The sequence below is a fragment of the Azospirillum halopraeferens DSM 3675 genome, from assembly GCF_000429625.1.
Lineage (GTDB): Bacteria > Pseudomonadota > Alphaproteobacteria > Azospirillales > Azospirillaceae > Azospirillum > Azospirillum halopraeferens.
Genome location: NZ_AUCF01000009.1, coordinates 50718 through 75662, shown reverse-complemented (window position 1 = coordinate 75662; position 24945 = coordinate 50718). Strand labels below are relative to the sequence as shown.

Genomic DNA, 24945 nt, shown 5'->3' with positions numbered 1-24945 from the left:
TTTACCACGCCGTGAGCCCACCATCCACGATGATGTTCTGTCCCGTGACGTAGGCGGAGGCGTCGGAGGCGAGCCACACCAGGGCACCGACCATTTCGGCGGCGCGCGCCATGCGGCCGAGCGGGATGCGGGCGCCGTAGCGCTGTTTGAACGTCTCGTTCTGCCCGCTTTCCACACCGCCCGGCGTCAGGGTGTTGACGCGGACACCGTCGGCCCCCCACAGGGCGGCCAGGTGGCGGGTCAGGCCGATGACGCCGGCCTTGGACGCGCTGTAGACGGCCGGCGTGTTGATGGCGCGGCCCATGTATTCGGAGCCTTCGTAAATCCGCTGGTCGGGCCCGACGACGCCGTAGATGGACGCGGTCTGGATGATGCTGCCGCCGCCGGCGCGCGCCATGTGGCTGCCGACGGAGCGGGCGACCAGGAAGGCGCCGTCCAGGTTGACGGCCATGATCTCCCGCCAGGTGTCCAGCGAGAAGCGGTCGATCGGGGCGAAGAACGCTTCGAGGTCGGCGGATTTCGAGGCGGCGTTGTTGTGCAGCACATCGATCCGGCCGAAGGTGCCGACGGCGGCCTCGACCATCGCGGCGACGGCGCCGGGATCGGCGACGTCGCAGGCGAAGCCCGCGGCCCGGACACCGAACTGGCGGGTCAGCGCCTCCGCCAGCCCGTCGCAGGCCGCCCGGTCCAGGTCCACGACCGCCACCCCGGCCCCGTGGGCGGCGAGCCCGGCGCAGAAATGCCGGCCCAGAATGCCGCAGGCGCCGGTCACCAGGGCGGTCTTGCCGGTCAGGTCGAACAGGTTGCGGTAGTCGGGAAGGGGCTCGTGCGTGGTCATGTCCGGTGCTCCGCGCGTCGGCGCATCAGCAGTTCGACGATGTCGAAGTCGAGGGGTTCGTCGATGTCGACCGAACGTTCGGGCGGCATCACGAAAAGGCGCGTGGTCTCGCCGAAGATCGCCGGCCGGTCGACGAACGGGTCGCGGCGCCAGACGTAGATCGAGGCGTTCATGTCGAAGCACGCCGGCGCGTCCTGGCGCCGCAGGACCTCGCCGGGCAGCGGCTTGGACAGGCGGACGATGCCGGCGCCGTCGATTTCGACCAGGTTGAAATAGGGCGAGCGGCGGGCCGGCGCGGCGGTGATCACGCAGTCGGCGTCGCCGCCCTCCAGCAGCGCCACCGCACCCCGGATGTCCTCGGGCAGGCGCAGCGGCGATGTGGCGTCCAGGTCGACCAGCGTGTCGAACGGCCCGCCCGCGGCCGCTTCGGCCGCCAGCACGGCGTGGCGGATCGCCGGCAGCTTGCCGGCGGTGTCCGTCGCCATGTCGGCCGGCCGCTCGATGAGCTGGTCGGCACCCCACTCCCGGGCGACCTCCAGAATGGCGGGGTCGTCGCTGCTGACGGCGATCCGGTCGAACAGGCCGGACTCCCGCGCCTGTACGAGGGAGTGGGCGAGCAGGGGACGGCCGGCCAGCGGCCGGATGTTCTTGCCGGGCACGCCTTTGGACCCGCCGCGGGCGCAGATGGTACACAGCCGCTTCATGCCTTCACCTCACCCGTTGGCCACCCACACGCCGCTGTGCGCCGCCCGCTCCGCGGCATCCACCAGCGCGACCGTCCGCAGGGCGGAGGCGACGTCGCACAGGTCCGCCGCGCCGGTCCCCTCCAGCAGGGCACGGTGCATGGCGGCGTAGGCATCGTCCCGGTCGACGGTCATCCGTTCCGGCGGCTCGCGGTCGACGGCCACCGTTCCGGCGATCAGGTCGGCGCACAGGGTGTGCTCCGCCGTGTTCAGCACGATCTCGCGCCGGGTGCGGCGGTCGAGATAGTTGAGCTGGAACGTCGCGGCGCGGCATCCCGCGAATTCGGCCAGCAGGGAGAAGGTGTCGTCGCTGTCGATGCCCAGCGCCCCCCAGGTGCCCCCCAGCGCCGCCACCCGACGCCACGGGCCGAACAGCCAGTCGGCCAGATCCAGTTCGTGGCTGAGGTCGCGCAGGGCGCCGCCGCCCAGCGCCGCGCGCGCCGAGTAGCTGTCCCGGTGATCACGGCCGGGGCGCCAGTCGGGCAGGTGCTGGCCGACGTAGAACTGCGCCGACAGGACCGGTGCCCCGCCCAGTCGGTCGCGCAGGCGCTGCAGCACGGGATGGAAGCGGAGCTGATAGGCGACGGCCAGCGCGGCGAAGCGGTTGACGGGAACGGCGGCGGGGACCGCGAACAGCGGCTTTTCCACCAGCACGCGGCCGGCGAAGCCCCCCACGGCCAGGGCGCCCAGCGTCGCGGCATGGTCGGCGGTTTCCGTCGCCACCACCACGCAGTCAGGCGTGGCGGCGCGCAGGCCGGTCGTCAGGTCGGGATGGCAGTCCGCGCCGCCGCGGCGGCTGACCGCCTCGACCGCGCAGCCCAGACGCGTCAGCACGCTGCGGTGGCGCCGGCCGATCGACCCCTGCCCGACGACCAGGCAGCAGGCGGTCATACCCCGCCCCTGGCCACGGAACTGAAGACGGTGTCGAACTCCACCTCCGCCCGGGCGAGGTCGCGCGGGTTGCCGATGTCGAGCCAGTATTCGCGGATCGGGAACGCCGCCGTGGCGTGCCCCACCGTGCCCAGGGTCTCGAACAGGGATGGCATGTCGAAGAAGGTGGCACGCGGGATGTGGTCGAGGGCGGCGGGGTCGAGCACATAGATGCCCGCGTTGATGAACGCCCGGTACTCCGGCTTCTCGGTGATGCGCACCAGGCGGTGGCCGTCCACTTCGACGACGCCGTAGGGGATCTGCACGCTGTGTTCGTACACCGCCATGGTCGCGGTCGCCGCCGAATTCTCGTGGAAGCGCAGAAGCTGGACGAAGTTGATCGAGGTGAGGATGTCGCCGTTCATGACGATCAGCGGTGCGTCCGGCTGCTCCGGCAGCAGGGCGAGGCTGCCGGCGGTGCCCATGCGCTGTTCCTCGTAGACGTACTCGATCTCGACGCCCCATTTCTGACCGCTGCCGAAATAATCGCGGATCATGTCACCGCGGTAGTTCAGCGAGATGATGAAGCGGTGGAAGCCCTGCTCGACGAAGTTCTCGACGATCGTTTCCAGAAGCGGCTTGCCGCCGACGGCGATCATCGGCTTGGGCAGGTTTTCGGTCAGCGGGTGCAGACGCTTGCCCAGTCCGCCGGCCATCAGCACCACCCGGTTGGAGTGCTGCGGCTTCTGGAGGATCTGGTCGAGAGTGTGGATGCCCAACACCCTCCCCTCCCCGTCCACCAGCGGAAGCTGATGGATCTCGTGGGTGCGCATGAGGCGCAGCAGGTCGGTGTCGCGGGTGCCCGCCAGCGCCTTGTGGGGTGTGCGGTTCATCACTTCCGTGACGGGCGCCGTCAGCGGCAGGCCGCGCAGGATGGCGCGCCGGACATCGCCGTCGGTGACGGTGCCTGTCAGACGCCGTTCCCCGTCGGTGACGAGGGCGATCTGGAGGCTGCCGCCGTCGATGCAGCGGATCGCGTCGAGAATGCTGGCCGTGGCCGGGATCAGAAGAGCCGTGATGTCGGTCATGGAACGTGAGTGGTCCGCCGGACAGGGGCCGCGGGGCGGCCGGTCGGTGCTAGGTGCGCCCTAATTAGCAGGCCGGCCGGTGCCATGCCAATGACCTTTGCCGGAGATGCCCGCCGGTCACTCCAGGGGATCGTCCGTGGCGTAGTCGCGCGCCGCGGGACGTCCCAGCGCATCCCACAGGTCCATGGGCGATCGGCCCGTCCCCGGCCGTTTGGCGGTCAGCGCATCGCCGGTGAGGATCTCGCCGGCGGCGATCGGGCGGGCCGCCACCAGGCTCTTGCGGGCGACCGGGATATTGGCGCGTTCCGACGGCCGCGGCGTCTTGATGCCGTCGCCGAGGGCACGCTCCACCGTGCGGATCGCCGAAACCAGGGCGGCCAATTCCGGGGGTTCCAGAGACGCCTTGTGGTCGGGGCCGGGCAGCGTGCGGTCGAGGGTGAAGTGCTTCTCCACCATCACGGCGCCGCGGGCGACGGCGGCGGCGGCTACCACGGTCCCCTCGGTGTGATCGGAGAAACCGACCGGCAAGCCGAAGGCGGTGCGCAGAGTGTCCATGGCGCGCAGGTTCGCATCGTCCGGCGGCGAAGGGTATTCGGTGGTGCAGTGGAGGAGCGTCACCCGGTCGGCCAGGAGCCCGCGTGCCGCCGGATCGTTCCACGCCTCGGCAAAGGCCGCCCGGCCCGGCCCGGCGCCGGCCGGGGCCGCGTAACCGAAGGCGAGCAGCGCCAGGGCGTCTTCCACCTCCCCCAGCGTGGCCATGCCGGTGGACAGGATCATCGGCCGTCCGGTCCGCGCCGCAGCCAGCAGCAGAGGGCCGTTGGTCAGTTCCCCCGACCCGAACTTCAGCCGGTCGACGCCGAGGTCTTCCACGAGGAAGCGCAGGCTGTCCTCGTCGAACGGGCTGGACAGGAAGGTGATCCCCAGTGCCGTGCAGTGCCGCGCGACGGCATGGTGGGCGGCGGCGTCCAATTCCAGCGCGGTCAGCATGGCGAGTTGGTCGTCGCCGGCGGCTCCGTTCGCGGTCTGGTAGCCGGCCTTCGGAGCACCCCGGCGTGCCAGCTTCGCGGCGCGGAAGGTCTGGAACTTCACGGCGTCCGCCCCGGCGTCCGCCGCCGCCTCCACCAGCGCCAGCGCGCGGGCGGGTGAGCCGTTGTGGTTGACGCCGGCTTCGGCGATGACGACGACGCTCACAGCCAGATCCCCTTGGAGTCGCGCGCCGGCGCGCCGTGAACGGTGGCGCCGTCGCGGACCGGCCGGGTGACCACGGATCCGCCGGCCACCATCGCCTCGGTGCCGATGGTGACGCCGGGGAGGAGTGTGGCTCCCGCGCCGACCAGCGCCCCCTCTTCCACCCGCACGCCGCCGCACAGCGTAGCACCGGGGGCGATGTGGGCGTGGGCGGCGATGGTGCAGTCGTGGTCGACGCCCGCCCGCGTGTTGATGAGAACGTTCGCACCGATCCGGCAGCCGGGCTGGATCACCGCGCCGGCGAACACCTGGGCGCCGTCCTCCAGCACCACGCCGGGTGCCACGACGGCGGACGGGTGGACCAGCGTGACGAAGCGGAAGCCACGGGCGGCGTAGGTCCGGTACAGGAGCCGCCGCGGACAGTCGGGCGTCAGGGCGCGCACGCCGCCGACACCGTTGATCAGCAGGACGCTGTCGGGCGCACAGGCGTCCACGACGGAATCCGGGCCCAGCCAGGGCACTCCGTCGAGGTTCGGTGGATGCGGGGCGACGATCCCTTCCACCGCCAGACCCATCGCGCGGGCGGTGTCGGCGACGACCCGCGCATGTCCGCCGCCGCCCAGGAGCAGGATGCGTTCAGCCATCATGGAGGCCCTTGCGGATGAGGTGTGCGGAATCGGCGCCGCGGTCGATCAGGTCGCCCAGGATGGTGCGGATGCGCCGTGCCGTGTGGCCATCACCGTACGGGTTTTCGGTTGGTCTGCGCCCCCGCGCCAACGCTTCCCCGATGGCTGCGGCAATGGCGTCGCGGTCAGCCGGGCAGTCGATGACGGAGGTGGCCTTGAGCCGGCCCTTCTGGCGATCGCCGATGTTGACGGTCGGCGTGCCGAAGCTCGGCGCTTCGTAGAGGCCGCTTGACGAGTTGCCGACGACGGCGTCCACCAGCGCCAGCGCACTCAGGTAGGTGCGAGAGCCCAGCGAGGGCCGGGCGATGGCGTTCGCGCGCCCGACGGTGAATGCCTCGATCTGCGCGATCAGTGCCCGTCCCTCGGTGTCGGCGTTCGGCAGCGTGATGATCAGGCCGACCTCGGGACTCAGCCGGTCCAACGCGTCGAGCAGCGCCTCCATCTGTCGCGCCGACGATACCCGGTCGAGCGTCACGGGGTGGAAGGTCACCAGGAGGTTGCGGGGCCGCAGCGCAAAGCCCAGCGCCTCTTCCAGTGCGGCCCGGTCAAGGCGCGGCGTCCGGTGGAGGTGGTCCAGGCCGGGACTGCCCACCGTGAACACGCGTTCCGGCGGTTCCCCCATGCGCACCAGCCGTGCGCCGGCCTCGGCGTTGGTGGTGAAATGCACCGCCGCCATCTTTGAGATGGCATGCCGCATCGCATCGTCGAAGGCGCCCTCGGTGACGTCGCCGCCGCACAGGTGGACGATGGGGATGCGCATCAGAAAGGCGGTCTGGGCCGCGGCGAACATCTCGAACCGGTCGCCCAGCACCATCACCAGGTCGGGCCGGTGACGTTGCCAGGATTCGGCGAAGCCCAGAACCCCCAACCCCACCGCCTTGGCGACGCCGACGCCGCTGTCGCTCGACAGCAGGGTTTCCACCCGCGCGGCGACGGGAATGCCGCTCGCCTCCACGTCGCGGACGGTCATGCCGAATTCGGGCGACAGGTGCATGCCGGTGACCGCCACCTCGACGGCGAAGCGGGGGTCCTCGTGAAGCTCGTGCAGCACCCACCGGTATAGGCCGAAATCGGCGCGGCTGCCGCTGACGGCGCAGAGGCGTACGGGCGGACTCACGCGCTCCTCCCGGAGCCGGCGGTCACCCCGCTGGGCAGGCAGACCAGGCGGTCGGCCAGGGATTCCGCGACCGGCAGCGGCGCCCGCGGGCAGCCGTCGTACATGGGCTGGCGGTGCATCAGGCCCCAGGCCGGACGGGTCAGCAGACCTTCGGCGTGGGTCGCCGCCAGCAGCGCGTCGCGGGCCGCCGCATCGGGGACCAGCACTGCGTTCAGCCAGTAGATGCTGCGGCAGCCTTCCGGCTCGTCCACGAAGGTGACGCCGGGGATGCCGGCCAGGGCCTCGCGGTAGGCGGCGGCGAGCGACCGCTTGGCGGCGATGAAGCCGTCGAGCTGTTCGAGCTGGGCGCACCCCAGCGCCGCGTTGAGGTTGGGAAGGCGGTAGTTGAAACCGACGCAGTCGTGCTCGTACGCCCAGGGGTGCGCCGTCTTGGCGGTGGTGGTCAGGTGCCGGGCCCGGCGGGCCAGATCGGCATCGGCCGTGATGATGGCGCCACCGCCGCCGGCGGTGATGATCTTGTTGCCGTTGAAACTGAACGTGCCGATGGTGCCCAGCCCGCCGGTGGGCCGCCCGCGGCAGAGGCTGCCCAGGGACTCGGCGGCGTCCTCGACAATCGGGATGCCGCGGGGGCCGGCGACCGCGGCCAGCCCATCCATGTCGACGGGATGACCGAACACGTGCATCGGCACCACGGCGGCGATGCGCCGGCCGGTGCGGCGGTTGACGCAGGCGCCGTCACGCCGTTCCGCGGTCTCGTCCAGCCAGGCGGCGAGCGCCTCGGGATCGAGCCCGAGCGTCGCCGGGCCGCTGTCGACGAAGTGGGGCAGCGCGCCGCAATAGGCGACGGCGTTCGCCGTGGCGACGAAGGTCAGGGCCGGCACCAGCACCTCGTCACCGGTGCGCACCCCGGCCAGCATCAGCGCCACATGAAGCGCCGCCGTACCGTTGACCACGGCCACGGCGTGGGCGTCGCCGGCCCGCTGCGACAGCATCCGCTCGAAACGGTCGACGTAGGCACCGACCGAGGACACCCATCCCGTGTCGAGGCAGTCCTTCACGTAGTCCCACTCACGGCCGGCGAACACCGGTTCATGCAGGGGAAGCGGCCGGGTCGGTGAGGTCACGGACCGGAGGGCGGCGACGACGGGGGCCGGATCGAACTGCGTCATGAGCGTTGCGGGCCTTTCACGGCAGTGTGCGTCGTCGGGCGCCTTCAGACCTGGTAACCCTGACGGTAGCGCATCAGGTTCGCCGGGTCGGAGAACCAGGCAATGGTATGCTGCAGGCCGCGGCGGAACCCTTCGGCACCACCGTACGCCGGTGTCCAGCCCAGCGTTTCCCCGGCCCTGCGGATGTCGGCGAACAGCCGCTCGACCTCGCTGGCGGCGGGGCGCAGGCGGGCATCCTCGTGCTCGATGCGGACCTCGCGGTCCATCAACTCGGCGATCAGGCGGGCGGTGTCGCCGACCGTGATCTCGAAGCCGCTGCCGATGTTGGTCACCTGGCCGATGGCGGCATCGGCGCGGGCGACCGCCATGAAACCGGAGGCGGTGTCGGCCACGAACGAGAAGTCCCGCGTCGGGTGCAGGGCGCCCAGGCGGATCACCGTGGCGCCGGCGGCGATCTGGGTGATGATCGTGGGGATCACGGCGCGGGCCGACTGACGCGGTCCATAGGTGTTGAAGGGCCGGATCACCGCCACCGGCACGTCGAAGGATCGTTGATACGACAGCGCCAGCTGGTCGGCCCCGATCTTGGATGCCGCGTAGGGAGACTGGGCCTGGAGCGGGTGCTCCTCGTCGATCGGAACATAGCGGGCGGTGCCGTACACTTCGCTGGTCGAGGTGTGAACGACCCGTTCCACACCGAGCGCGCGCGCCGCCTCCAGCACGTTCAGCGTGCCGGTGACGTTGGTGTCCACGTAGCTGCCCGGCGCCCGATAGGAATAGGGGATGGCGATCAGGGCGGCGAGATGCAGGACGACGTTGCACCCCCGCATGGCGTCGAGCACGCAGGTCGGGTCGCGCACATCGCCCGCGACCACCTCGATGGCGGAGCGGACGGATTCCGGCGCCTGGTCCAGCCAGCCCCAATGGCCGAAGGAGTTGTACTGGACGAAAGCGCGCACGTTGCTGCCCGCCGCCACCAGCGCCTCCACGAGGTGTGAGCCGATGAAGCCGTCGGCTCCGGTGACGAGGATCCTGGCCTTGGCGAGATCGATCATGAGTGGCTCCCGTCGGGGCGAATGGAGGTCGGGGCGGTCACGGCGCTCCGCCCGGCCCGCCGCGGCGTCGACGCCGGTGTTTAGGGGCAGCGCCCGGGCGATTTCAAGTGCGAAGTGGCGGTCATCACTCCGTCCCGGCAAACTCCCGCAGCACTTCGGCCACCAGTTCCGCTTCGGCCGACGCTTCGGCCCGGGCGGCGCGGGCGAGGCCGCCGAGGACCAGGGCGTCGCGGTGTTCGGGATCGTCCAGCACCCGTTGCACCGCATCGGCCAGCCCCTCCACCGTCGGCGGGGCCAGCGCGGCGTTGGCGGGGTCGAGCAGCCATTCCACCTGCGGCCCGCGGTTCGACACCACGGGCACGCCGCAGGCCATCAGCTCCAGCGGCAGCAGCGACAGGTTGGTGAAGGACAGGACCAGCGCCGCGTCGCAGCTCCGGTACAGGGCCGGCAAGCGGTCCATGGTCACCACGCCGGCGTCGACGTGGCGGAAGGGGATTCGGTAGCGCTTCAGGTCCCAGCCGGCGAACACCACCTCAACATCCGGCCGGCGCGCGCACAGGGCGGCCAGCGCCAGCAGTCCCAGTTCGAAGCCGCGGCGCGGCGTGATGGGGCGGGCATAGAACAGCACCCGCCGCACGCCGTTGCGGCGCCCCGGGGCCGGCCCATCGGGGCGGTACAGGGTGGGGTCGGCCGAGAAACCGAAAGCGTGGGTGCGCATGCCGTGTTCGCGGTTCAGCTTCTCCGCCAGCCAGCCGCCGGCGGTGATGCCGGTGAAACCGAAGCCGTACGTGGCTTCGGCCAGCGCGTACTCGCTGCCGGGCGGATAGAAGTACGGCTCGTAGTCCTGCACCATGTAGACCTTGTGCCGCGTGCCGCGGAAGCGCCGCAGCGTGTACGCGGTGTGCCAGCCGGTGGCGACGGTGGTCTGCGCCGGCGGCAGGTCCTCCGGGCGCAGGTACACCTCGGCATCCAGCGGCAGGAAATGGCGGGCGATCGCCGCGGCGGCGGCGGCGCGGTCGGTGAAGCCCATGTCGGCGTTGATGGCGATCCGGCAGGTGAAGCCGTGGCGCTCCATGTGGCGCACCAGCCGGAATGCGGTGTAATGGCCGCCCGATCCGGGGAAGAACACCGGCACGATCCAGTTGACCGTGCGCCGAAAGGCATCATCGTCGGCAACCGGGGCCTCGCCGAACGGCGACGCCATGACGAAGCCGTACCGTGCCGCCACGTCCACGTGCCAGACCCGTTCGCGGAGGTGGCGCAGCCCGAAGCGCAGCGCGCCCAGCGGACCGGACTGGCGCGCGATCAGGCGCAGGCGGGCGAGGTTCTCGGAGAACGACATGGGCGGGTCCGGGCTGCCGGGGCGAGGATGGCGGGCCGCACTCTACCGCCCCGGCTCCGCTCCGTCAGCCCAGTTCGAAGCTGGTGATGCCGAACACACGGTCCAGTGCCACCGGGCGGACCGGGCCGGTGTGCATCCGCGCCGTCTCGAAGGCCGGGATCAGGCCGCGCCCCTGTGCCAGCGCCACCGCGGCGGCGTTGGGTTCCGGCACGTCCAGGAACAGCGGTCCGCCATCGGCCGTCGCCGCCGCCAGGGAGTCGAACAGCGCCTCCGCCGCTGCCCGGTCGTCGGCGAACAGCGGGCCGATCTTGTGCCCCTCGACGGAGGGCCGCGCGACGGCGAAGCCGGCCAGCCGGCCGTCGCGCAGCAGGCCGCGGGCGTGGTGTCCGGGTGCTGCGATCCAATGGCGCAGGAAGGCGTCCCGCTCCGCCGGGAAGCAGGCGGCGTCCAGGGCGGCCACCGCCGCGAACGGCACGTCGCCCAGCGGCACCACCCCGGCCGGTTCCGCGGGCGGCGGCGTGACCCGGCCGCCGAAGCGGACGTTGCGGTGGGCGTACACGAAGCCCGACGCACGGTAATCGTCCTGCCGTTCCACCACCCCGTCCAGCCCGACCGTGCGGCCGCCGGCCCGGGCCATGCCGGCCCGCCAGGTGGCCATGCCCAGACCGCGTCCCCGCCGGTCGGCGCGGACGATGTAGAGGCCGAGGAAGGCGAAGGCGTCGCCATAGTTCACGACGGAGATGCAGGAGACCGGCTCCCCGTCCTCCTCCACCCCTACCAGGAAACCCTCGGGGTCCTGCACGCGGAAGGCGGCGGCATCGCCGTGGCCGGGGTTCCAGCCCTCGGCCGCGGCACGGCCGATCATCCAGTCCACCTCGCCGGCCGTCGCCGGCCGCACGGTGAAGCCGTCACCCATCGCCCTCGCCTCCCCTTCGGTCGCATCGCCGGGCAGTGTAAGCCGCTCCGCCGCCGGCGGCTACGCCCGTCGCAGGGCGGCGTCGCGCGACAGGCCGGTGCGCCAGCGCTGCGGCAGCAGCGGGGCGTGGCTTCCCAGGAAATAGCCGATCTGGCGCGCCAGCGTGTCGGCGGGGCGCACCAGCGCCGCCAGCGGGTCCCGGCGGTAGAGACCGCTGCGCAGGGCGTACGCCTGGTCCAGCGCGATGCGCCCGCCGAGCCCGGCCAGCGCGTGCAGGGGCGTCGGCACGATCTTGCGGCCGTCTAGCGCGCGCAGGGCAGCGGCCTCGTCGAAGCAGCGGGTCAGCCGCTCGATGAAGCCGTAGTCGTGGGAATGGCGGACGACGGCGCGGTCGGCGTAGGCCTTGGCGAAGCCCGCCTCCAACGCCCGGGCGGCCCAGGCCTGGTCCTCGGCGAACTCCACGTCGGGGAAGGGCACCCGCTCCCATGCGGTGCGGCGCAGGGCCGAGTTGTTGTTGGAGAAATAGCCCAGCCGCCGGCGCCAGGCGGTGTCGCGGTCCCACCGTTCCCGCTCGTCGGGGCGCACCGCCACCACCGCCGGCCCGGCCGCCAGTCCGTCGAAGAAGGCGGCGATGTCGCGGGCCGTGAAGGGGTCGGCATTTGCGTGGGCCTCGTGCCGGCCGAAGACCCCGGCCACGGACTCGTCGGCAAAGGGGGCGAGCAGTTCGGCAAGCCAGCGCTCGTTCGCCGGCAGGGCGTCCTGGGTCAACAGGGCGACAAAACGGCCGCGGGCCAGACCGATGCCCAGGTTGCGGGTGCGGCCGTGGCCGAACTCGGCCGGCGGGATGCGGTGCAGGCGCACACCCTCCACCCCCAGGCATGCCTCGGCCGTGCCGTCGGTCGAGCCGCTGTCGACCACCACCACCTCGAACGGCCAGGGCGTCGCCTGGGTGCGCACCGTCTCCAGCACCCGGCGGAACAGCGCCCCGCCGTTCTTGGCGGGGATGAGGACCGAGGCATGCACCGGGGTCAGCGGGGGAAGCGGTCCACCAGGCTCAGCAGGTACTGGCCATAGCCGCTCTTGCGCAGCGGCTCGGCAAGGCGGGTGAGCTGGTCGGCGTCGATGTAGCCCATCTGGTAGGCGACCTCTTCGGGGCAGGCGATCTTCAGGCCCTGGCGGGCCTCCACCGTCTGCACGAACTGACCCGCCTGCAACAGGCTGTCATGGGTGCCGGTGTCCAGCCAGGCGAAGCCGCGGCCCATGCGCTCCACCCGCAGGGTGCCCTGCTCCAGGTAGATGCGGTTGAGGTCGGTGATCTCCAGCTCACCGCGCGGCGAGGGCTTCAGCGCCTCGGCGTAGGCGGTGACGTGGTGGTCGTAGAAATAGATGCCGGTGACGGCCCAGTTGGACTTGGGCCGCTGCGGCTTCTCCTCGATGTCGATGGCACGGCCGCTGGCGTCGAAGGTGGCGACGCCGTAGCGTTCCGGGTCGCTGACGTAATAGCCGAACACCGTGGCGCCCTCACGCCGCGCCGCCGCCTCCTGCAGCATGGCCGGCAGGCCGTGGCCGAAATAGATGTTGTCGCCGAGGATCAGGGCGCAGGGCTCACCGGCGATGAAGTCCTTGCCGATCAGGAAGGCCTGGGCGATGCCCGCCGGCTCCGGCTGGATGGCGTAGCTGAGGCGCAGGCCCCAGCGGTTGCCGTCGCCGAGAAGCTGTTCGAACAGCGGCCGGTCGTGGGGTGTGGAGATGACCAGGATGTCCCGGATGCCCGCCATCATCAGCGTCGACAGGGGATAGTAGATCATCGGCTTGTCGTAGACCGGCAGGAGCTGCTTGGTCACGACGTGGGTCACGGGGTACAGGCGCGTGCCGAGACCGCCGGCCAGAATGATCCCCTTCATGCTCGATCCTCGTGTTCTTATCGTTTGAGCCGGGCGGTGCCCGGCAACCGTCCTATTCGTCCGAAGGAGTTCCCGTCATCCCGCCAGGCCCAGCCGGTTGCCGTGATACACCCCGTCGCGCAGCGGCTGCCACCAGGCGCGGTTGGCGAGGTACCAGTCGACCGTGCGGCGCAGACCGGTTTCGAAGGTCTCCCGCGGTTCCCAGCCCAGGTCGCGACGGATCTTGGCGGCGTCGATGGCATAGCGGTGGTCGTGGCCGGGCCGGTCGGTGACGTGGGTGATCAGCCCCTCGCGCGGGCCGACGGCCAGCGGCGGCGCCACCTCGTCGAGGATGGCGCAGATGGCGCGCACCACGTCGATGTTGCGCATCTCGTTGTTGCCGCCGACGTTATAGGATTCCCCCGGCACGCCGCGGCTGAGGATCAGCCAGAGGGCGCGCGCGTGGTCCTCCACATACAGCCAGTCGCGCACGTTGGTCCCCCGGCCGTAGACCGGCAGCGGCTTGCCCTCCAGCGCGTTGAGGATGATCAGCGGGATCAGCTTCTCGGGAAACTGGCAGGGGCCGTAGTTGTTGGAGCAGTTCGACACCACCACCGGCAGGCCGTAGGTGCGGTGCCAGGCGCGCACCAGATGGTCGGACGACGCCTTGCTGGCCGAATAGGGCGAGGACGGGTCGTAGGGCGTGGTCTCGACGAAATGGCCGGTCTCGCCCAGCGAGCCGAACACCTCGTCCGTGGAGATGTGGTGGAAGCGGAAGGCCGCCCGCGCCGCGTCGTCCAGCGTGCGCCAGTAGGCCAGGCAGGCGTCCAGCAGGGCGTAGGTGCCGACCACGTTGGTCATGATGAAGGCGCCCGGCCCGTCGATGGAGCGGTCCACATGGGATTCCGCCGCCAGATGCATGACCGCGTCGGGGCGGTGCTGCTCCAGCAGGTGGGCCATGCGGTGCTGGTCGCAGATGTCCGCCTGCTCGAACGCGTAGCGGGGATGGTCGGCGAGATGGGCGACCGACGCGGGGTTGGCCGCATAGGTCAGCTTGTCGACGTTGACGACGCGGGCGTCGGTGTCGGCGATGAGGTGGCGGATCACCGCCGACCCGATGAAGCCGGCACCGCCGGTGATCAGGACTGTCTTGGGCATCTCGCGGCGCTCACCGATCCAATCTGTCGAAGCAGGACCCCCGGGAGGGCGCGGGCACATTAGACGTTGGCCGAAGCCAATTCAAACGGAACCCGCCGGTGCCAGCGCCCGTCCCAACTCCGTCACGACCCGCTCCGGATCGCCGTCGGCCATGGCGGGAAACAGCGGCAGGGTGAGTGCCCGGGCGTAGTAGTCTTCGGCCCCCGGCAACGCCAGGGCGCCGTAGCGGCTGTGGTAATAGGGCTGCCGGTGGACGGGGATGTAATGGACCTGGGTGCCGATGCCGGCGGCGCGCAGGTCGGCCATCACGGCGTTGCGCCGGCGTCCGGCGCGGGCGAAGTCCACCAGGGCCACGCAGAGGTGCCAGGCCGGCCGGCAGCCGGGGGTGCGGGCGAGCGGGCGCACCAGCGGCGCCAGCGGCGCCAGATGGCGCGCGTAGGCGTCCATCAGCGCCGCGCGCCGCGCAGTGAAGACGTCGAGCTTGCCCAACTGGCTGAGCGCCAGGGCCGATTGCAGATCGTTGAGGCGGTCGTTGAAGGCGGGCTCCGCCATTTCGTAGACCCAGGGGTTCGGCGTGCCGTCCGCGTCGCACGCCAGGTCGCGGACCGTCAGCCGTGCCGGGTCGCGTTCCATGCCATGGTTGCGCAGCCGGCGCAGGCGCTCCGCCAGGGCAGCGTCGCCGGTGGTGACCGCCCCGCCCTCCCCCGCCGCGATGGTCTTGACGGGGTGGAAGGAGAAGACGGTGATGACGCCGGGTGCGTCCGCGCCGACCGCGACGGTGCGCCCCGCCCCGTCGGTCCAGGCGGTGCCGATGGCGTGGCAGGCGTCTTCCACCACCGTCAGCCCGCGTTCCGCGGCCAGCGTGCGCAGCGCCGCCAGGGGGCCGACCTGCCCGGCGAGGTGGACGGGGGCGATGGCGCGCACCCGCAGGCCGGCGGCCTCGGCCCGCGCCATGGCGGCCAGGGCGTGGTCCGGACCCATCAGTCCGCTGTCGGGATCCACGTCGGCGAAGGCCACCTCCGCACCGGCGAGGCGGGCGGCGCTGGCGGTCGCCAGGAAGGTGATGGCCGGCACCACCACGGCGTCGCCGGGGCCGAGCCCCGCCGCCCGGTAGGCCAGATTCAGCGCCGCCGTGCCGTTGGCGCAGGCGACCGCCCGGGAGGCGCCGACCCGGGCGGCGAGCGCGGTTTCGAACGCCTCCACCATCGGGCCCTGCGTCAGGTAGTCGCTGCGCAGCACGGCGACGACGGCGGCGATGTCGTCGTCGTCGATGCTCTGGCGGCCGTAGGGCAGGAAGGGAGCACCGGCGGTCATGGCGTCCCGGCCAGCAGCGCGGTCAGCCGGTCGGCGTCCAGCCAGTCGGTGTTGGTGTCGGAGGCATAGCGGAAGCCGTCCGGCACCGGGCGGGCGCCGAGCTTCTCGTAGGACTCGTGGCTCCAGAAGGTGAAGGCGGGCTCGATGACGTAGCGGTCGGCCAGTTCGAAGGTCTGGCGGGAATCGTCCTCGGTGATCATCACCTCGTGCAGCTTCTCCCCGGGACGGATGCCGACCACCCGGTGCGGCAGGTGCGGCGCCATGGCGCGGGCCATGTCGACGATCCGCATGCTGGGGATCTTGGGCACGAAGATCTCCCCCCCCTGCATCAGGGCGAAGCTGGAGATGACGAACTCCACCCCGTGCTGAAGCGTGATCCAGAAGCGGGTCATGCGCGCGTCGGTGATCGGCAGCGTCTGCGCCCCGTCGTCGATCAGCTTGCGGAAGAACGGCAGGACCGACCCCCGCGACCCCACCACGTTGCCGTAGCGCACCACCGAGAAGCGGGTGCCCAGCGACCCGGTCAGGTTGTTGGCGGCGATGAAGATCTTGTCCGAGGCCAGCTTGGAGGCGCCGTAGAGATTGATGGGGTTGGCGGCCTTGTCGGTGGACAGGGCGACGACCTTGCGCACGCCGGTGTTCAGGGCGGCGCGCACCACGTTCTCCGCCCCGTAGACGTTGGTGTGGATGCACTCCATGGGGTTGTATTCGGCCGCCGGGACGTGCTTCAGGGCGGCGGCGTGGACGCACAGGTCCACGTCGCGCATCGCCATCTCCAGCCGCTCCCGGTCGCGCACGTCGCCGATGAAGAAGCGCAGCCGGCTGCCCCATTCCGGGCCGAGATGCTGCTGCATCTCGTACTGCTTGAACTCGTCGCGGGAGAAGATGATGACCCGGCGCGGCCGGGCGGCGGTCAGGATCGTCTCCACGAAGCGCCGTCCGAACGACCCGGTGCCGCCGGTGACCAGCACCGAAGCGCCGTCCAGTTCGGCCAGGGCGTCGCGGTGCCAATCGGCCGGCGCGCTGGCGAGTCGTTGCGACAGGGAGGCGGTGTTGCTGGTGGCGGGCAAGGGACGGGCCTCGGCTGGCGACGGATTCGAAAGGATTCGACCGTCCAGCCTACGTCGCAATGGCTAGCAGGTCGTTAATGCGCCATTTGGCCTCTACCCCGCCCGCGCCACCTCGGCGCGCCGGAACGTGACGGCCGGTTCCAGGCCGAAATCGACATGGCCGCCGGACGGCATGTCCGGCTCCACCTCGACGCGGAACATCACGGCGTCGATGACGCGGTGCAGGTACTGCCGCTCGCCGTAATGGCTGGCGGTGACGCCGCAGTTGGTCAGATAGGTGCCACCGAACAGGCGGCAGGTGAAGCGGAACGACACCTCGGCCACCGTGCCGGCGGGCACGTGCGGCTCGTACCGCGACAGCCGGTGCGATCCCTGGCCGCCCAGGGCATAGCCCTGCAGCGTGCGGAACACCATCAGCCACAGCACCTGGTCGGCGTCGGCGTCGAACGCCACGGCGTAGCGGAACACGTACTCCCGCCCGCGGCGCAACACGTTCACCCGCTCGCCCTCGGGCGTCTCGATGCGCGGGTCCAGGATGCGCGCGCCGTTGGGCGGATACTCCAGCCGGCCCTTGGAGACCAGGTTGGGATCGTAGAGGGCGGCGCCCTCGGCCGGGGCGGCGGCAACCGTGACCGCCCGCTCGGCCGACGCCGGCTCCGCCCGCTGCGCGGCCGCCGTGCCCTCGGCGGAGGCGTCCTCCATGGCCTGGATCTCAGCGATCTCCTGCAGCATGGCGTCCCGTTGCTCCATGGGCGCGTACAGGAGGCGCTGGTACTGGGTGATCACCGTCTTGGGCTTGCCCGACAGGATCAGGCGACCGCTGTCGAGCAGCAGGGCGCGATTGCAGAACTGGAGTACCGCCCCGGCGTCGTGGCTGACGAACAGCAGCGTGCCGCCCTGCTTCTGGAACTCCTTGATGCGGGCGAAGCACTTGGCCTGGAACGCCTCGTCGCCCACCGCCAGCGCCTCGTCGACGATCAGGATGTCGGGATCGACGCTGATGGCCAGGGAGAAGGCCAGGCGGATGTACATGCCGCTGGAGTAGACGCGCACGGGCTGGTCGATGAAGTCGCCGATGTCGGCGAAGGCGATGATCCGCTCGATGCGCGCGTCGATCTCCTCGCGCGTCAGGCCGATGATCGCCGCGTTCATGTAGACGTTCTCGCGGCCGGTGAAGTCGCCGTTGAAGCCGGCCCCCAGCTCCAGCAGCGCCGAGACGCGGCCGTGGATCTCGGCCCGTCCGGCGGTGGGGCGCAGGGTGCCGCTGAGGATCTGCAGCAGCGTCGATTTGCCCGACCCGTTGCGGCCGACCACCCCGACGGTCTCGCCGCGCCGCACCTCGAAATCGAGGCCGTCGAGCGCCACGACTTCCTTGTAATGGCGCGCGCCGTCGCGGGCGAAGCGCTGGCGCAACCGGTCCAGAGGCTGGTTGTAGAGCTGATGGCGCTTGGACAGGCCGCTGACGCGGATGGCGGTATCAGATGACATCGGCGAACGCCCGCTTCAGCCGCGCGAAGACGTAGTGGCCGACCCACGCCACCAGGAACGCCGCCGCGGCGTAGATGCCCAGGGCGGTCCAGTCGGGCAGCCCCCCCTCCAGCAGCACCTTGCGCGCTTCCACCACCGGCAGGGTCAGTGGGTTCAGCCACATCCAGGGACGCACCGCTTCGGGCAGGATCTCCAGCGGGTAGAGGATCGGTGCGGTGAACATCAATAGCGTCACCACCAGCCCGATCACCTGGCCGACGTCGCGCACGAACACGCCCAGCGCCGACAGAAGCCACACCAGGCCCGCCGTCAGCAGCGCCAGCGGCGCCACCACCAGCGGCAGCAGCAGGGCCGTGGCCGGAATCCCCTGAAGGCTCGCCAGGTGCCAGGCCACCAGCACCAGCACGCCGAAGGAGAACTGGATCAGCGCCGAGAAGGTCGCCGGCCAGGCCAGGATCTCCAGCGGGAAGACGAACTTCTTCACATAGTTGGGGTTGCCGAGGATCATCGTCGGGGCGCGCCCGATGCACTCGGCCAGCAGGCCGTGCAGCAGGATGCCGACGAACAGGGTCTGGGCGAAATCGACCGTATCGACCGGCGCCGCCGTGGCCACGCGCGGGCGGAACAGGAAGCCGAACAGGAAGGTGTAGATGCCCAGCATCAGCAGCGGCTGCACGAACGACCAGAGCACGCCGGCGACGGAGCCGCGGTAGCGCGCCGCCACCTCCCGCCGGGTCATCTGCGCGACCGGGAAGGCGTGGCGGACCAGCAGGCGGAAGGGACCGAGCGCGCTGTCCAGGAACCGGGGCGGCGGTGCGTCGGCGGAGATGACGATGGTGGGGTGCGAAGCGCTCACGGGACGTCAGCCGGGATACGGAAAGGGATCGGCCAGGTCGGCCAGCGTCGGCAGGCGGCGATCCTTGTCCGACAGGATCGCGTCACCCTCGTCCACCGGCCAGGGGATGCCCAGGGCCGGGTCGTTCCACAGGATGCCCCGGTCGTGCGCCGGGGCGTAGTAGTTGGTCACCTTGTAGATGATCTCGGTGTCCGGAGTGAGGGTGCAATAGCCGTGGGCGAAGCCGACCGGAACCAGGATCTGGTTCCATGCGCCGGCGCTGATCTCCGCCGCCACATGCTGCCCGTAGGTGGGGGAGCCCAGCCGGATGTCGACGGCGACGTCCAGGATGGCGCCCCGCACCACCCGCACCAGCTTGTCCTGGGCGAAGGGGTGCGTCTGGAAATGCAGGCCGCGGATGGTGCCCTTCTCCGCGGAATAGGCGTGGTTGTCCTGGACGAAATCCAGGTCGATGCCCAGTTCCGCCAGGCGCTGCTTGTTGTACGTCTCGGAGAAGAAGCCGCGCGAGTCGCCGAAACGGGCCGGCTTGAGGATCGCGATCTCCGGAATGGCAAGACGTTGGATGTCCATGGCGCATGACTTCGATCAGGAGACGGGGCGGGCGGAGTGTTGCCGGACCGGCGCCCCCCGCGTCAAGCCGTGCGTGCACGCCGTCGCCCGATTGCTGCCCCGTACGGGAGCGACCGCGAGGGCGGCGCGGGTGGACTCGGCGGGGCCGCCCCGCTAGGTTGGCCGCGCGCACCGGCCGGGGTTCGTCTCACCGGTGAGACATTCAGGGCATGTCCGATGAAGACGTTGCTGATCTACAGCCCCAAGGGCGGATCGGGGAAGAGCACGCTGGCCCGCAATCTGGCGGTGGCGGCGGTGCTGGACGGCGTGGCGGTGGCCACGCTCGACACCGACCCGCAGAAGAGCCTGTCGGAATGGTGGGACCGCCGCGACCCGGCACGGCCGGCCATCCGGCATTTCGTGGTGCCCATCGCCGAGGTGTCCGGCCCGCCCGAGCCCATCGACGGCATCGACCTGCTGATCGTCGACACCCCCACCGCGGTGGAGGTGTTTCCGCAGGCGATCAAGACGCTGCTGCTGGCCGCCGACATGATCCTGGTGCCGGCCAAGGCCACCATCGACGACGTCACCTCGACCGAGCGCGCCATGCGCTTCGCCCGCGGCTTCGGCAAGCCGGCGGCTTTCGTGCTCAACCAGGTCAAACCACGGGTGCTGGAGGTGCGCGACGCCCGCCGCCGCCTGGCCGGGGTGGCCGAGGTGTGTCCCGTGGACATCCCCGACCTGACCGAGTTCTTCCGCTCCGCGGCCCACGGGCTGGGGGTGCTGGAACTGCCGGACGGCCGCTCCGCACCGGATGTCGCCGCCCTGTGGCGATTCGCCGCAAGCCGGCTCGGCCTGACCGCGGCGGAGGCAGCCTGATGAAACTGGTTCCGGCAACCCGGGGCCGGGCGTCGCGCGACACCCGCTTCGACTCCATCGACACCCGCCTGGTGGACCTGTCCGACGCCGACGACTTCGCGGCGGAGATCGGCCGGCTGTGGACCGAGAGCCACGAACGCTTCGTCCTGATCGGCCAGTACCTGGAGCAGGCCAAGCGCAAACTGCCCCACGGCCGCTTCATCGCCATGATCGAGGAGCGCCTGCCCTTCGGGCGGGCGGTGGCGCACAAGCTGATGACCGCCGCGCGCGCCATCGAGAGCGGACTGGTCCCGCGGGAGATCGCGCCGCCGTCCTACTCCATGGTCTACGAGATCACGACCCTGAACGAGGCGGAGCGGACCGAGGCGGTGGCGACCGGCATCATCCGTCCCGACATGCGCCGGGCCGAACTGGTGGCGTTCAAGCGTCGCCGCCGCGCCGCGCCCTCCCCGTCCGGCCCCGACCTGGAGGCGGAGCGGGAGCGTCTGCTGGCGGAGCGTGCCCGCATCGACCGCCGCCTGGAGGAGATTGCGGCGCTGCTGGGACCGACCGCCGGCTTGCCCGGGGCGAACGCGGGTGACGACAGGGAGCCGTGATGGCACTATCCTTTCGATATCGTTCGGAAGGAGAGAGGTCGAACGCGATGGCGTCCATTACGGGAACGGCCGGCCCCGACACCCTCACGGGCACCGCGGGGGATGATGTGATCTTCGGTCTGGCAGGCAACGACGTCCTGTCGGGCGTGGGGGGCGCCGACACGCTGTACGGCGGTGACGGTGACGACACCCTGGTCGCCGGCCTTGGCGAGGACCTGCTGTTCGGTGATGCCGGCAACGACCTTCTGGACGCCGGCGACGGGTTCGACACCGTCCATGGCGGCGACGGCAACGACACGATTCTGGGCGACTCCGGCAACGACCACCTGTTCGGCGGGACCGGCAACGACCTCGTCAGCGGCGGCAGCGGCGACGACCTGATCGAGGGGGAGGCCGGCGACGACACCCTGTTCGGTGACGACGGCCACGACACGCTGCGCGCCGGTGACGGGGCGGACTCGGTCGAGGGCGGCGGCGGCAATGACATCATCTCCGGCGGCGGCGGCGATGACACGGCCCGCGGCGGAGCGGGGCACGACACCATCTACGGCGATGCCGGGAACGACCTGCTGGACGGCGGCGACGGTGACGACATCCTCGACGGCGGGGACGGCAGCGACACGCTGCTGGGCGGGACCGGAAGCGATACCCTGGCGGGTGGGCGGGAGGCCGACACCCTGTCGGGCGGCGATGGCGGCGACGTGCTGTACGGCAACCAGGGCGATGATCTGCTCAAGGGTGACGGCGACGACGACACGCTGTTCGGCGGCCAGGACCGTGACACCCTGTCGGGCGGAGACGGCAACGACGTGCTGTACGGCAACCTTCACGCCGATCTGCTGTACGGAGAGGCCGGCAACGACTGGCTGCACGGCGGCCAGGGCAACGACGTGGTCTATGGCGGCGAGGGCAACGATACCGTTCTCGGCGGGCAGGGTGACGACACCCTGTTCGGCGCCGCCGGCAACGATCTGCTGGGCGGCGGGCTCGGTGCCGACCGGTTCAACCTGATCGGCGCCACGGGGTATGACACCATCGAGGATTTCCGTTTCGCGGAGGGCGACCGCATGCAGGTCAGCGTCGGGGCCTCCTTCACCCTGTCGGATGGCGCGCGCGGGGTGGTGATCAACTTCACCGGTGGCTACAAGGTGGAACTGGTGGGCGTGGGTGCCGCCGAGGTGAGCGTGAGCTTTTTCGAATACTTCTGACCCGGGGCCGGTCCTGCGGCGCTCCGGCCGGTTGCGCCGGGGCGCCGGGCGCGCTAGCGTGCCGCATTGCGTCAACAGCGGCACCTCAGCGCATGCGCGTTCTCCTGCTTTCCCGCTACGCCCGTCTGGGGTCGTCGAGCCGGCTGCGGTATTACCAGTTCCTGCCGGAACTGGCGGAGCGCGGCATCGAGGTGGACGTGTCGCCGCTGCTCCCCGACGCCTATCTGGCCGCCCTGTACGAGAAGGGTGCCCGGCCGATGGAGCTGGCGGCGCGCTCCTACGTCACGCGCATCCTGAGCATGCTGACGATCCGTCGCTACGATCTGCTGTGGATCGAGAAGGAGTTGCTGCCCTGGCTGCCCTTCGGGATCGAGCGGATGCTGCTCGCCTGGGGACCGCCCTACGTCATCGACTATGACGATGCCTGGTTCCACGTCTACGACAGCCACCCCAGCGCGCTGGTGCGCGCGGCGCTGGGCACCAAGCTGGATCGCATCATGCGCGGCGCGGCGCTGGTGACCGTCGGCAACGCCTATCTGGCGGCGCGGGCGCTGGCGGCCGGCGCACGCCGGGTCGAGGTGTTCCCGACGGTGGTCAACCTGGCGCGCTATGGCGAGCCGTCGCCGGCGGACGTGGACGACCGGCTGACCGTCGGCTGGATCGGCTCCCCGGTCACCGCCCGTTACCTGGACCTGGTGCGCAGCCCGTTGCACCGGCTGTGCGGCGAGGGACAGATCCGCATCGTGCTGGTCGGCGCCAACGACAACTCCGTTCCCGACCTTGCGGCGGAGCGCCCCGGCTGGCGCGAGGACACCGAGGTCGAGGAGATCCGGGCCTTCGACGTCGGGATCATGCCGCTGTCCAACACGCGCTGGGAGCGCGGCAAGTGCGGTTACAAGCTGATCCAGTACATGGCGTGCGGCAAGCCGGTCATCGCATCGCCGGTGGGGGTCAATCGCGAGATCGTGGAGCACGGCGTCAACGGGTTCCTCGCCGAGACGCCGGAGGAATGGTATGAGGCGGTCGTGGCCCTGGGCCGCGACGCCGCCCTGCGCCGGACCATGGGGCTCGCCGGACGCCGCAAGGTCGAGCACGACTACTCGCTCCAGGGACTGCTGCCCCGCCTGGCGGCGGCGCTCGATGCCGCGGCGTCCTCCGCACGCCCCTGACCGCCCGGACGGGTCCCCCCCGGAATCACCCTTGCGGGCGCGCCCACCTCTTCCGATCATCCAACCGATCGGACCGTAAGGCGGAGCCGCGCATGGGCGGGGAGGAGATCGAGGCGCGCTGGATCATCCAGGCGCCCATGGAGATGCTGGAGGAGGCCCGCCGTCAGGCCGGGCTCGACCCCAACGCGGTCACGGCGGCCGACGCCCGGTCGCGGCGCTGGGAGATGGAGGGCCGCCTGGTCTTTCCCAGCTTCTTCTGCCCGGACTCGCCGGGCTGGCTGAAGGCGCTGGCGGCGCTGGCCCTGCGCGGCTGCCCGTTCCACATCATCCTGGAAGAGGTCCGGCCCGGTGACGGCGCCGACGATACGGTCGTCGGCATCACCCGCCTGTTCCCGCGCATGGACGAGGAGGTGCTGGACCTGCTGCGCCTCATCTCCGCCGCCGACGCCGAGCGGGTGGCCCGGATGAGCGACCGCATCGAGACGGCCTTCATCCGCCTGCGCGAGAGCGGCCCGCCGCCGGGGCTGTAGCGGCCGATGCCCCCTCCCTGTCCCGTCAGTCCAGCAGTTCCAGGCAACGGGCGATGATGCGGTCGAGCGCGTCGGACGGGCCGGCGGCGGCGAGACGGCGGGCCGTGGCGGCGGCGTTGTCGCGGAACGATCGCTCGGCCAGCAGGTGGGCCAGCGCCTCGGTCACGTGGCGCGGCTCGAACACGCCGCCGGAACGCATGGACACCGCCACCTTCAGGCGGCCGAGGGCGTTGGCGTTGCCCCGCTGCTCCTGGTGGCGCGGCACGATCAGTTGCGGGCGACCGAGGGCGAGCACCGTCTCCACCGTGCCCACGCCGCCGTGGTGGACGACGACCGCGGCCCGTTCCACCGCCTCGCGCATGGGCTGGGGCGTGTCGTGGATCACCAGGCCCTTGTCGCGGTACTCGCGCATCTGCGCCGGGGTTGCGTCGCGCAGGTAGATGCGGCCCTTCCGGCCGCTGGCCGCCAGGCCATCCAGGACCTTGCGCGTGTGCTGGTAGCCCAGCGACAGATAGCCGAAGTAATCCTCCTCCGGCGCGCGCTCCAGCGGTGCGGGCAGGGGCAGGAGGGGGCCGATGGCCGGTTCGCGCCGGCGGTCGCCGTAGAAGTCCAGTTCGGGCAGGGTCACCACGAACTGACCGGCACCGGCCAGGATCGCCGGCAGGTTGGGCGGGACGGGGCGTCCGTGGCGTTCCTGCACCGTGCGGACGGCGGCGACCAGCCGCTCCTCCGGCACCAGCGGCGGCCGGTCATGAAAGGTGGGCATGTGGTCAAGATGCCCCGGCGGCAGCACGAACCCGTCGCCGATGTTGATGACCGGCAGCCGGCCGAAGGCGGCGATGCACAGGGCGGGGGAATAGTCGGCGACGACCAGGCGGATATCCAGCAGGTCGAGCAGCGACTCCCAACCGGTGACCAGCGCATCCAGCCGCGGCGGATCGGCGAACCCGACCGCGGCGAGGATATCGCCGAAGCTCTGCATGCCGCCCGCGGTGTTGCCGGGGAGCGGCCGCGGGACGGCAAACGGCGCCTGGACCAGCCGGAACCCCTCGCGGTCCAGCACGGTGTGGGCGTTGTCGAGGCTGCGCATGGCGAACACGCAGTCGTGCCCTGCGTCCCGCAGCCGTCGGGCGATGGGAACCAGACGGGTGACGTGGCCGAACCCGTCCCCCAGTTCCCAGGCGAGCAGTACCCGTGCCATGCCGTGCGTCCTTCCCCTTGTCGTGGTTTCGG

General features: G+C 71.1%; 25 protein-coding genes. 5 read left to right on the top strand and 20 right to left on the bottom strand.

Features of this window, described 5'->3' with window-relative positions:
* Position 1: 1 nt before the first annotated feature.
* The 19 genes from G472_RS0109855 to rfbC all read right to left on the bottom strand — a co-directional run bounded on the left by G472_RS0109855 (position 2) and on the right by rfbC (position 19351).
* Positions 2 to 838, bottom strand: coding sequence for an SDR family oxidoreductase (locus G472_RS0109855; RefSeq protein WP_029008258.1), 837 nt, complete (start codon positions 836 to 838; stop codon positions 2 to 4).
* Positions 835 to 1542, bottom strand: a complete 708-nt coding sequence (locus G472_RS0109850) for an acylneuraminate cytidylyltransferase family protein (protein WP_029008257.1) — start codon at positions 1540 to 1542, stop codon at positions 835 to 837. Before G472_RS0109850 ends, G472_RS0109855 begins: the two co-directional genes overlap by 4 nt.
* Before the next feature lie 9 nt (positions 1543 to 1551).
* Positions 1552 to 2472 carry a Gfo/Idh/MocA family protein gene (locus G472_RS0109845; protein WP_029008256.1) on the bottom strand — a complete coding sequence of 307 codons (921 nt, stop codon included), beginning with the start codon at positions 2470 to 2472 and terminating at the stop codon, positions 1552 to 1554.
* Positions 2469 to 3539, bottom strand: coding sequence for a nucleotidyltransferase family protein (locus G472_RS0109840; RefSeq protein WP_029008255.1), 1071 nt, complete (start codon positions 3537 to 3539; stop codon positions 2469 to 2471). Before G472_RS0109840 ends, G472_RS0109845 begins: the two co-directional genes overlap by 4 nt.
* A gap of 117 nt (positions 3540 to 3656) precedes the next feature.
* Positions 3657 to 4730: an N-acetylneuraminate synthase gene (gene neuB, locus G472_RS0109835; protein WP_029008254.1), complete on the bottom strand. Its 1074-nt coding sequence runs from the start codon at positions 4728 to 4730 to the stop codon at positions 3657 to 3659.
* The gene (locus G472_RS0109830) at positions 4727 to 5371 is read right to left on the bottom strand and encodes an acetyltransferase (RefSeq protein ID WP_035691874.1); all 645 of its coding nucleotides are present in this window, start codon (positions 5369 to 5371) and stop codon (positions 4727 to 4729) included. Before G472_RS0109830 ends, neuB begins: the two co-directional genes overlap by 4 nt.
* Positions 5364 to 6530, bottom strand: coding sequence for a UDP-N-acetylglucosamine 2-epimerase (neuC, locus tag G472_RS0109825; RefSeq protein WP_029008252.1), 1167 nt, complete (start codon positions 6528 to 6530; stop codon positions 5364 to 5366). The genes G472_RS0109830 and neuC overlap by 8 nt, the downstream gene beginning before the upstream one ends.
* Complete coding sequence (locus G472_RS0109820) at positions 6527 to 7699, bottom strand: LegC family aminotransferase (protein WP_029008251.1); 1173 nt, start codon at positions 7697 to 7699, stop codon at positions 6527 to 6529. Before G472_RS0109820 ends, neuC begins: the two co-directional genes overlap by 4 nt.
* Before the next feature lie 44 nt (positions 7700 to 7743).
* On the bottom strand, positions 7744 to 8754 hold the full coding sequence (locus G472_RS0109815) for an NAD-dependent 4,6-dehydratase LegB (protein WP_035691802.1): 1011 nt from the start codon (positions 8752 to 8754) through the stop codon (positions 7744 to 7746).
* Between the two features lie 124 nt (positions 8755 to 8878).
* Positions 8879 to 10096: a glycosyltransferase family 4 protein gene (locus tag G472_RS32245; RefSeq protein ID WP_035691799.1), complete on the bottom strand. Its 1218-nt coding sequence runs from the start codon at positions 10094 to 10096 to the stop codon at positions 8879 to 8881.
* Positions 10097 to 10160: 64 nt separating this feature from the next.
* On the bottom strand, positions 10161 to 11012 hold the full coding sequence (locus G472_RS0109805) for a GNAT family N-acetyltransferase (protein WP_029008249.1): 852 nt from the start codon (positions 11010 to 11012) through the stop codon (positions 10161 to 10163).
* A 60-nt stretch (positions 11013 to 11072) separates the two neighbouring features.
* Positions 11073 to 12035 carry a glycosyltransferase family 2 protein gene (locus G472_RS32240; protein WP_035691798.1) on the bottom strand — a complete coding sequence of 321 codons (963 nt, stop codon included), beginning with the start codon at positions 12033 to 12035 and terminating at the stop codon, positions 11073 to 11075.
* A 5-nt stretch (positions 12036 to 12040) separates the two neighbouring features.
* Positions 12041 to 12916 carry a glucose-1-phosphate thymidylyltransferase RfbA gene (gene rfbA, locus G472_RS0109795; RefSeq protein WP_029008248.1) on the bottom strand — a complete coding sequence of 292 codons (876 nt, stop codon included), beginning with the start codon at positions 12914 to 12916 and terminating at the stop codon, positions 12041 to 12043.
* Between the two features lie 75 nt (positions 12917 to 12991).
* Positions 12992 to 14053, bottom strand: coding sequence for a dTDP-glucose 4,6-dehydratase (gene rfbB, locus G472_RS0109790; RefSeq protein WP_029008247.1), 1062 nt, complete (start codon positions 14051 to 14053; stop codon positions 12992 to 12994).
* An 81-nt stretch (positions 14054 to 14134) separates the two neighbouring features.
* The gene (pseC, locus tag G472_RS0109785) at positions 14135 to 15367 is read right to left on the bottom strand and encodes a UDP-4-amino-4,6-dideoxy-N-acetyl-beta-L-altrosamine transaminase (protein ID WP_029008246.1); all 1233 of its coding nucleotides are present in this window, start codon (positions 15365 to 15367) and stop codon (positions 14135 to 14137) included.
* The gene (gene pseB, locus G472_RS0109780) at positions 15364 to 16410 is read right to left on the bottom strand and encodes a UDP-N-acetylglucosamine 4,6-dehydratase (inverting) (RefSeq protein WP_084536567.1); all 1047 of its coding nucleotides are present in this window, start codon (positions 16408 to 16410) and stop codon (positions 15364 to 15366) included. Before pseB ends, pseC begins: the two co-directional genes overlap by 4 nt.
* A 120-nt stretch (positions 16411 to 16530) precedes the next feature.
* A complete protein-coding gene (locus G472_RS40545) occupies positions 16531 to 17925 on the bottom strand; it encodes an ABC transporter ATP-binding protein (RefSeq protein ID WP_029008244.1) in 1395 nt (464 codons plus the stop codon).
* Positions 17915 to 18781 carry an ABC transporter permease gene (locus G472_RS0109770; RefSeq protein WP_051340637.1) on the bottom strand — a complete coding sequence of 289 codons (867 nt, stop codon included), beginning with the start codon at positions 18779 to 18781 and terminating at the stop codon, positions 17915 to 17917. Before G472_RS0109770 ends, G472_RS40545 begins: the two co-directional genes overlap by 11 nt.
* A gap of 6 nt (positions 18782 to 18787) precedes the next feature.
* On the bottom strand, positions 18788 to 19351 hold the full coding sequence (gene rfbC, locus G472_RS0109765) for a dTDP-4-dehydrorhamnose 3,5-epimerase (RefSeq protein WP_029008242.1): 564 nt from the start codon (positions 19349 to 19351) through the stop codon (positions 18788 to 18790).
* A 216-nt stretch (positions 19352 to 19567) separates the two neighbouring features.
* Here rfbC and G472_RS0109760 point away from each other — a divergent pair, with 216 nt between their 5' ends.
* The 5 genes from G472_RS0109760 (at position 19568) to G472_RS0109740 (ending at position 23712) form a co-directional block, all read left to right on the top strand.
* Positions 19568 to 20209, top strand: coding sequence for a ParA family protein (locus G472_RS0109760; protein WP_029008241.1), 642 nt, complete (start codon positions 19568 to 19570; stop codon positions 20207 to 20209).
* Complete coding sequence (locus G472_RS32235; protein WP_051340636.1) at positions 20209 to 20805, top strand: DUF3102 domain-containing protein; 597 nt, start codon at positions 20209 to 20211, stop codon at positions 20803 to 20805. The genes G472_RS0109760 and G472_RS32235 overlap by 1 nt, the downstream gene beginning before the upstream one ends.
* A gap of 47 nt (positions 20806 to 20852) precedes the next feature.
* Complete coding sequence (locus G472_RS32230; protein WP_051340635.1) at positions 20853 to 22013, top strand: calcium-binding protein; 1161 nt, start codon at positions 20853 to 20855, stop codon at positions 22011 to 22013.
* A 92-nt stretch (positions 22014 to 22105) separates the two neighbouring features.
* Positions 22106 to 23182 (top strand): glycosyltransferase family 4 protein, encoded by a 1077-nt coding sequence (locus G472_RS0109745; protein WP_029008240.1) that lies wholly within the window; start codon positions 22106 to 22108, stop codon positions 23180 to 23182.
* Between the two features lie 92 nt (positions 23183 to 23274).
* Positions 23275 to 23712: a hypothetical protein gene (locus G472_RS0109740; RefSeq protein WP_029008239.1), complete on the top strand. Its 438-nt coding sequence runs from the start codon at positions 23275 to 23277 to the stop codon at positions 23710 to 23712.
* A 25-nt stretch (positions 23713 to 23737) separates the two neighbouring features.
* Here the strand turns inward: G472_RS0109740 and G472_RS40540 are convergent, their stop codons facing one another.
* Entirely contained in the window at positions 23738 to 24913 is a 1176-nt protein-coding gene (locus G472_RS40540) for a nucleotide disphospho-sugar-binding domain-containing protein (protein ID WP_029008238.1), read from the bottom strand.
* Between the last annotated feature and the right edge of the window lie 32 nt (positions 24914 to 24945).

Coding starts and splice junctions, on each gene's coding strand:
- G472_RS0109855 (WP_029008258.1), bottom strand. CDS start 838: ATGACCACGCACGAGCCCCTTCCCGACTACCGCAACCTGTTCGACCTG.
- G472_RS0109850 (WP_029008257.1), bottom strand. CDS start 1,542: ATGAAGCGGCTGTGTACCATCTGCGCCCGCGGCGGGTCCAAAGGCGTG.
- G472_RS0109845 (WP_029008256.1), bottom strand. CDS start 2,472: ATGACCGCCTGCTGCCTGGTCGTCGGGCAGGGGTCGATCGGCCGGCGC.
- G472_RS0109840 (WP_029008255.1), bottom strand. CDS start 3,539: ATGACCGACATCACGGCTCTTCTGATCCCGGCCACGGCCAGCATTCTC.
- G472_RS0109830 (WP_035691874.1), bottom strand. CDS start 5,371: ATGGCTGAACGCATCCTGCTCCTGGGCGGCGGCGGACATGCGCGGGTC.
- G472_RS0109820 (WP_029008251.1), bottom strand. CDS start 7,699: ATGACGCAGTTCGATCCGGCCCCCGTCGTCGCCGCCCTCCGGTCCGTG.
- G472_RS0109815 (WP_035691802.1), bottom strand. CDS start 8,754: ATGATCGATCTCGCCAAGGCCAGGATCCTCGTCACCGGAGCCGACGGC.
- G472_RS32245 (WP_035691799.1), bottom strand. CDS start 10,096: ATGTCGTTCTCCGAGAACCTCGCCCGCCTGCGCCTGATCGCGCGCCAG.
- G472_RS0109805 (WP_029008249.1), bottom strand. CDS start 11,012: ATGGGTGACGGCTTCACCGTGCGGCCGGCGACGGCCGGCGAGGTGGAC.
- rfbA (WP_029008248.1), bottom strand. CDS start 12,916: ATGAAGGGGATCATTCTGGCCGGCGGTCTCGGCACGCGCCTGTACCCC.
- rfbB (WP_029008247.1), bottom strand. CDS start 14,053: ATGCCCAAGACAGTCCTGATCACCGGCGGTGCCGGCTTCATCGGGTCG.
- pseC (WP_029008246.1), bottom strand. CDS start 15,367: ATGACCGCCGGTGCTCCCTTCCTGCCCTACGGCCGCCAGAGCATCGAC.
- G472_RS40545 (WP_029008244.1), bottom strand. CDS start 17,925: ATGTCATCTGATACCGCCATCCGCGTCAGCGGCCTGTCCAAGCGCCAT.
- rfbC (WP_029008242.1), bottom strand. CDS start 19,351: ATGGACATCCAACGTCTTGCCATTCCGGAGATCGCGATCCTCAAGCCG.
- G472_RS0109760 (WP_029008241.1), top strand. CDS start 19,568: ATGAAGACGTTGCTGATCTACAGCCCCAAGGGCGGATCGGGGAAGAGC.
- G472_RS32235 (WP_051340636.1), top strand. CDS start 20,209: ATGAAACTGGTTCCGGCAACCCGGGGCCGGGCGTCGCGCGACACCCGC.
- G472_RS32230 (WP_051340635.1), top strand. CDS start 20,853: ATGGCGTCCATTACGGGAACGGCCGGCCCCGACACCCTCACGGGCACC.
- G472_RS0109745 (WP_029008240.1), top strand. CDS start 22,106: ATGCGCGTTCTCCTGCTTTCCCGCTACGCCCGTCTGGGGTCGTCGAGC.
- G472_RS0109740 (WP_029008239.1), top strand. CDS start 23,275: ATGGGCGGGGAGGAGATCGAGGCGCGCTGGATCATCCAGGCGCCCATG.
- G472_RS40540 (WP_029008238.1), bottom strand. CDS start 24,913: ATGGCACGGGTACTGCTCGCCTGGGAACTGGGGGACGGGTTCGGCCAC.